The following is a 7,420-nucleotide window of genomic DNA, read 5'->3' on the forward strand; positions in this document are numbered from 1 at the left end:
TAATTGCGGCTTCTTTTCTTATTGATATGAGATTAATCTATATCTGCCACGGATTGTTTTGTTCGATTTACTTTCTCAGTAGATTTACCATAACTGTAACCAATGAATCCACCTATAATTGCTGGAAGAATCCAACCAATTCCTTGTTCTGATAAAGGTAATAGAGACATTATGTCTGAAATAGCTCCAAGGTTTAAACCAACTGATATAAGAACATCGATAAGACTTACAATTCCAGCTGCAAGCATAGAACCTACATATACTGCTGAATATCCATGAAAATATTTATGGAAGAACGATACAATGATAAGTGTTATAGCTAACGGGTAAATAAAGCTTAACACCGGTAAAGAAATAGAAATTAATTTTGATAAACCAAAGTTTGCAATGATTGTGCTAAATGTTGATAGAATAATGACAATAGCTTTGTAAGATAGTGCAGGAACTTGTTGTGAGAAGTACTGAGCACAAGAAGAAATTAATCCTACAGATGTTGTTAAGCATGCTAGTGTAATTGTTAAAGCTAAAATAATTGACCCAATGTTCCCGAACAAAATCTTAGTTGAAGCTGATAAAATGGCTCCACCATTATCAAGCATACCTACTTCGTTTACGCTAGTTGCGCCGATGTATGTTAATGATAAGTAAACTAAGGCTAATCCAGTTGCAGCAATGATACCTGCTTTACAAACAGTACTTGTAATCGTTTCTTTCTTAGTTATACCTAGATCACTAATGGCGGAAATAACTACAATACCCAAAACTAATCCACTGATTGTATCCATTGTTAAGTAACCTTCGATAAAACCGTTAAAGAAAGAGTGTGATTCGTAAGCTTCTGTAGGGCTTGAAATTGATCCAAGTGGGCTCAATAAACTCTTACCAACAAGTACTGCTAATACAGCCAGAAGAATAGGGGTAATAATCTTACCAATTCGATCTACTAGTTTAGTAGGGTTTAGTGAAAGCCAAGCAGTAATTGCAAAGAAAATGATCGAAAGAATAGCTAATGGTAAAAATGATTGTGCAGCAGATTCACTTAAGAATGGAAGAACACCAATTTCATAAGTTACTGTTGCTGTTCTCGGAATACCGAAAAAGGGCCCGATTGCTAAGTAGATGATAATTGTGAATACTACGCCGAAAACTGGATGTACTCGACCAGCTAGAGTTTGTAAACTACCGACTTTACCCACTGCGATAACAGCTAATAAAGGAAGTCCTACACCTGTAACTAAGAAACCAGATACAGCAATCCAGATATTAGAGCCAGCTTGTTGACCTAGAAATGGTGGGAAAATAATATTACCAGCGCCTAAAAATAATGCAAAAAGCATTAATCCAATTGCGAGTATTTGTTTATTGGATAAATCTTTGTTCATGTTGTTTCCTCCTGATACATTAAAATGAATTTTTAGACTTATTAGAACGATAAAAAAGTAAGTTTAAATTGTTCTCTAAAAATAGAATAATCAAAAAATTCATTATATTAAAACCTTAGATGTGATTTTTAAAATGTTGCTCAATAATTCACTTTCAAATTGTACATAAAAATATATTTTTTTGCAAAAGTATTTTTATGGTTTAAAATGGTAAATAAAAAAGTGTGTTAATTTTTTGTGGTAAATATGATAAAATTTAGTTTTGCATATAGCATATATTGGACGGTGTACTCATGATATATTTTGATAACAGTGCAACAACATTACCGAGGAAAGAAGTTGTTGATTCCTTTACAATAGTCGCAACAAAATATTTTGGTAATCCTTCATCCTTGCATGGTATAGGAGCTACTGCTGAGCAATTATTAAGTCAAGCTCGAAAACAAGTAGCGAATATTTTAGATGTAAAAGAACAAGAAATTTATTTCACATCTGGGGGTACGGAAGGAAATAATATGGCTATAAAAGGTACAGCTATGAGCTTTAGATCGCGTGGTAAGCATCTAGTCGTATCATCAATTGAACATCCTTCCGTAATTGAAGCTTGTGAACAGTTAGTGACACTTGGATTTGAAGTGACTTATGTACCGGTGGATTCATTCGGAAGAGTTCGCGCTAAAGATGTCATTGACGCTATCCGAAAAGATACGATACTTGTTTCGATTATGCATGTGAATAATGAAATAGGATCTATTCAACCGATTGAAGATATTGGAAGAATGCTGCGTGAATATCCTAAAGTATTATTTCATGTTGATTATGTACAAGGAATTGGAAAAGTTCCTTTACAAATAAAAGAAAGTAACATTGATTTATGTACGATTTCAGCTCATAAGTTTCACGGATTAAAAGGAACGGGTGTCTTGTATGTCCGAGATGGTGTCAATCTTTCCCCGCTCTTCTCAGGGGGGAGTCAAGAAAGAAGATTTCGAAGTGGTACAGAGAACGTTGCTGGAGCTGTTTCCTTAGCGAAAGCATTGAGATTAACATTTGAAATAACATACACAGAAAAGCAGCAGATGAAGCAAATACAAGAGTATTTACGTAGTGAGCTTGATACACTGGATGGGGTTGTAGTGAATACACCAATTAATCATTGTGCTCCACATATTTTGAATTTTTCTGTCCCAAAGATTAAATCAGAAGTACTAGTACATGCTCTAGAGGATAAAGATATTTATGTATCCACTACAAGTGCATGCTCCTCTAAGAGAAAAGCAATTAGTGAAGTAATTCTTGCTATGACTCAGGATGAATCGCTTGCTTCAAGCAGCATTCGTATTAGTTTGTCATATGAGAATGATATAAATGAGGCGAAAGAATTTATTCTTTCTTTAAAAAGCGTCCTTGAAAAACTAGAAGAAGTTATGAGGTAATAAGATGAAATATGATCAAATTATGATACGTTTTGGTGAGTTATCCACAAAGGGTAAGAACAGAAAAGGCTTTATTATAAAGCTGAAAAGAAGTGTTAAATATGCGACTAGAGAGTTTAAAGACTTAGAAGTGCAATCTACAAGGGATCGCATGTATATCATTCTGAATGGTGTTGATTATAAACCTGTTTCTGAAAAATTAGTTAAAGTATTCGGCATACAGTCTTTTAGCCCTGTTATGATTGTCGAAAAAGAAATTGATGCCATTAAAGAAGCGGCTTTACAATATTTAAAGGGAATTTCAAGAGAAATTGCAACATTTAAAGTAACAACAAAAAGAGCCGATAAAACATTTCCAATGGATACAAATGAAGTTAATCATGCAGTTGGAGGTCATGTTCTTTGGCATAATAAAGGCTTGAAAGTAGATGTGAAAAACCCTGATTTAAATCTGATCGTGGAAATTAGAAAAGAAGCAGTTTATTTAACGGGTGAAGTTATTAAGGGTGCAGGTGGAATGCCATTACATTCAAATGGTAAAGCAACGTTAATGCTATCAGGTGGTATTGATAGTCCTGTAGCTGGTTTTCAAGCAATGAAGAGAGGACTGGAAATTGAATGTATTCATTTCTATAGCCCTCCATTTACTAGTGAACGTTCTAAACAAAAAGTATTAGATTTAGCTAAAGTATTGGCAGAGACAGCAGGACATATGATTGTTCATATTGTTCCATTTACGGAAATCCAAAAGGTAATTCAGCAGCAAATTCCTGAAAACTATTCAATGACGACAACAAGAAGATTAATGCTGCAAGTTGTAGATCGTATTACTAAAAAGAGAGATGCATTAGCTATTATTACCGGTGAGAGTTTAGGTCAGGTTGCTAGTCAAACTTTACATAGCATGTATGCTATTAATGAAGTTACGAATACGCCAATTCTACGTCCTTTAATTACAATGGACAAAAATGAAATTATCGGTATGGCTCAAGAAATAGGAACATTAGATATTTCTAATCGTCCATATGAAGATTGCTGTACAGTATTTACTCCAGTAAATCCTAAAACGATGCCGCGTCGTGACAAAGTTAATCAATATGAAAGTCATGTTGATTTTGAAGAATTGATTACACAAGCTGTTGAGCAAACAGAAGAAGTACTTATAAGACGTAAGAGAAAAGAAGTTCAACATGTCGAAGAAGATTTATTTTAAAATAAGAAATTAATGTGAACAATTACCAAATGAACTAATGAATATGACCATGTGTTTTTACACAATCTATACTCACAAGGAGGTGAAAACACATGGCAAACAATAGTTCAAACCAACTTCTTGTACCAGGAGTTCAAACCGCTCTTGATTCAATGAAGTATGAAATCGCAACTGAGTTTGGTGTACAACTTGGACCAGATTCAACTTCTCGTGCTAACGGATCTGTTGGTGGTGAGATCACTAAGCGTCTTGTTCAAATGGCTGAACAACAATTAGGTGGATTCCAAAAATAATTGAATAATATGGCTACAAGAGGCTGTCCGAAAAGGTAACTTTTTGGCAGCCTCTTCTTAGTTATATAGAGCGCCAATAAGCTTAAGTCTTAAGTTATGTGTAGAAAAGAAAAATAATGACTGGATACATAAATACAAGGGGTAAATAAGCATAATAAAATTGATAAAAATATACTCAATTTTACAAAAATTTAGTATACTTAAAAAGTACTGTAATTTCCTGGGGGAGGAATTTTAATGAAAAGAGAAGATTTAATCGCGCCATTAAAGTACAATTTAATGAATGAAGTGGAAAAGAACAAAGGCAAAGAAGGGAAAATTGCTATACTTTGGGAAGATGAGCATGGGGAGAAGAAACAAATTACTTATAGTGATTTAATTAAAGGCTCAAACAAAGTTGGAAACGTTTTCATGAGAGAAGGATTACAAAAAGGTGATACAATCTTAGTAATCATTCCAAGATTAATTGAAGCATATCAAGTTTATTTAGGTGCCTTGAAAGCTGGTATGGTTGTTATTCCAAGCTCTGAAATGTTAAAAGCAAAAGATTTACAATATAGAATTAACCATGGAAATGTAAAAGCTGTTGTTTGTTATAAAGATTTTGTTAATGAAATTGATGCTGTTCCTGAAGCAAATCAAATTGCTAAGATCAGCGTTGGTGGAAATGTAGAAGGTTGGCTTAATTTAGAAGAGAAAATGGGACAAGTTAGTGATGCGATGGAAACAGCAGATACAACGAGAGATGATATGGCATTCCTAGCATATACTTCTGGAACTACTGGAAATCCAAAAGGCGTTGTACATACGCATGGCTGGGCATATGCGCATTTGAAAACAGCAGCACCACATTGGTTAGGCATTACTGACAATGATGTGGTTTGGGCAACAGCGGCCCCAGGTTGGCAAAAGTGGATTTGGAGCCCGTTTTTATCTGTATTAGGTACGGGATCGACAGGCTTTGTGTATAACGGGAAATTTGATCCGAATAAGTATTTAACTTTATTAGATGAATATGAAGTGAATGTATTATGCTGTACACCGACAGAATATCGTATTATGGCGAAGGTTGATAATTTATCTGAGTATAAGCTAACGAATCTCCATAGCGCTGTATCAGCAGGAGAAGCGTTAAATAAAGAAGTTATTGATACTTTCCGAAGAGAATTTAACATCGATGTTCGTGATGGTTATGGACAAACAGAGAATACACTATTGCTAGGTGTAATGAAAGGAATGGAATTAAAACCTGGTTCAATGGGAAAACCAACACCAGGAAATACAGTTGATATTGTAGATGATCAAGGTGTTCCTTGTGATGTAGGTGTTGTTGGAGATATCGCTGTTCATGTTGATACTCCAGCCTTATTCAAAGCATATTTAAACGATCCAGAAAGAACAGCTAGGCAGTTCCGCGGTGGTTACTATATTACAGGAGACCGTGCGAAAAAGGATGAAGATGGTTACTTCTGGTTTGAAGGCCGTAGCGACGATATTATTATCAGTTCAGGTTACACAATTGGGCCGTTTGAAGTAGAAGATGCTTTAGTTAAACATGCATCTGTTAAAGAATGTGCAGTAGTTGCATGGCCGGATGAAGTACGTGGCCAAATTGTAAAAGCATATGTTGTATTGAAAGATGGTATCGACAGCAATGACCCTCAACTTATTCCAAATCTTCAACAACATGTTAAGGACTTAACTGCTCCTTATAAATATCCTCGTGCAATTGAATTTATTGATGAATTACCAAAAACAACATCAGGTAAGATCCGCCGTATTGAATTAAGACAACAAAAAATTAAACAATAATCTATACCTCATGATTTGAGCTATGAGATTAACTAGATAACATAGTCTTTTTATATATTAGGCTGAATATTAGTTAGATATAAGAAAGAAAATCATCTTTCTTTTTAACTAATATTTGGCTATTTTCTATGACCTCTGTCTGCATTATCACATTGTTTACTTTAGGATAGCATTTAGTTTTAGAATGATACTTCGATCGAAACGGTTTTGTGACGATTTTTCATAGTTTATGATATGATAAATCAATATTCTGAAAAATAGGCGGTTGCAAAATGAGTAAACAAAGTGAGTATGAAGGTATATTTTATGGAGCCTTGTCCTATGTCATATGGGGATTTATCCCAATTTATTGGAAGCTCTTGCAGCATGTAGATTCTACACAAATACTAGGGCATCGTGTGATTTGGTCATTTGTTTTTATGCTTCTTGTATTATGGTTTTCGAGAAAGTGGTCAGCATTTATTGCTTATGTGAAAGAAATAGCGAATAATAAGAAAAAGTTATTGGCATTGTTTGTTGCTTCACTTCTTGTAAGTGCTAACTGGGGTATTTTTATTTGGGCGGTAAATGCCGGAAGAATTCTAGATACGAGTTTAGGCTATTATATCAATCCTTTAATAAGTGTTTTATTAGGTGTTACTGTTTTGAAAGAAAGGTTAAGTAAGGTTCAAGTCATTTCTGTCTGCTTAGCGGGAATTGGAGTGGCTATTTTAACGTTGTATTTGGGTAGCTTTCCTTGGATATCATTGACGCTAGCTATTACGTTTGGATTATATGGATTAGCGAAAGTATTAATAGATGCGGATGCTACGATTGGATTAACATTAGAAACGATGATGGTCACACCTATAGCGATTGGCTATTTTATTTATTTGTTTTTTCAGGATCAATCAATGAGTTTGTCAGGGCAAGAATTTCTACTCATGATGGGTGGGGGAGTTGCAACAGCGCTACCACTTTTGTTGTTTGCGATGGGTGCTAAGAAAATGCCGCTTTCGATGTTAGGATTTTTACAATATATTGCCCCAACGATTTCTCTATTAATCGGAGTATTTGTCTATCAAGAAACGTTTACGAAAGTTCATTTTATTGCCTTTTTATTTATTTGGAGTGCATTATTATTATATTCGTCTTCACAAGTGAGGAAGGGTGTACGAATGAAGAAGAATCTTGAACAAGAGAAGTATGGTGCTTAAGAAAAGCGGAAGTTTACTAGTAAGAAGAAATTACGTATAGATTGAATAAAGAAAGCCAAGAAGCTTAAGGGCACTGCCTGTCATTTTT

Annotated in this window: 6 protein-coding genes; 5 read left to right on the plus strand and 1 reads right to left on the minus strand. The window is 34.6% G+C overall.

All coding sequences use genetic code 11. The features are described from left to right. Positions 1–32 precede the first annotated feature (32 nt). Positions 33–1,382 (minus strand): branched-chain amino acid transport system II carrier protein, encoded by a 1,350-nt coding sequence (gene brnQ / locus V7014_RS07895; RefSeq protein WP_335505912.1) that lies wholly within the window; start codon positions 1,380–1,382, stop codon positions 33–35. Between the two features lie 293 nt (positions 1,383–1,675). Here brnQ and V7014_RS07900 point away from each other — a divergent pair, with 293 nt between their 5' ends. The 5 genes from V7014_RS07900 (at position 1,676) to rarD (ending at position 7,332) form a co-directional block, all read left to right on the plus strand. Then, positions 1,676–2,818, plus strand: a complete 1,143-nt coding sequence (locus V7014_RS07900) for a cysteine desulfurase family protein (RefSeq protein ID WP_335505914.1) — start codon at positions 1,676–1,678, stop codon at positions 2,816–2,818. Positions 2,819–2,822: 4 nt separating this feature from the next. Continuing rightward, positions 2,823–4,031, plus strand: coding sequence for a tRNA uracil 4-sulfurtransferase ThiI (gene thiI / locus V7014_RS07905; protein ID WP_335505916.1), 1,209 nt, complete (start codon positions 2,823–2,825; stop codon positions 4,029–4,031). Between the two features lie 92 nt (positions 4,032–4,123). Beyond that, complete coding sequence (locus V7014_RS07910) at positions 4,124–4,324, plus strand: alpha/beta-type small acid-soluble spore protein (protein WP_335505918.1); 201 nt, start codon at positions 4,124–4,126, stop codon at positions 4,322–4,324. A gap of 237 nt (positions 4,325–4,561) precedes the next feature. Further along, entirely contained in the window at positions 4,562–6,136 is a 1,575-nt protein-coding gene (gene mbcS, locus V7014_RS07915) for an acyl-CoA synthetase MbcS (RefSeq protein WP_335505920.1), read from the plus strand. Positions 6,137–6,408: 272 nt separating this feature from the next. Beyond that, a complete protein-coding gene (gene rarD, locus V7014_RS07920; protein WP_335505922.1) occupies positions 6,409–7,332 on the plus strand; it encodes an EamA family transporter RarD in 924 nt (307 codons plus the stop codon). Positions 7,333–7,420 lie beyond the last annotated feature (88 nt).

Source organism: Bacillus sp. JJ722 (genome assembly GCF_036963345.1).
GTDB lineage: Bacteria > Bacillota > Bacilli > Bacillales > DSM-1321 > Bacillus_AD.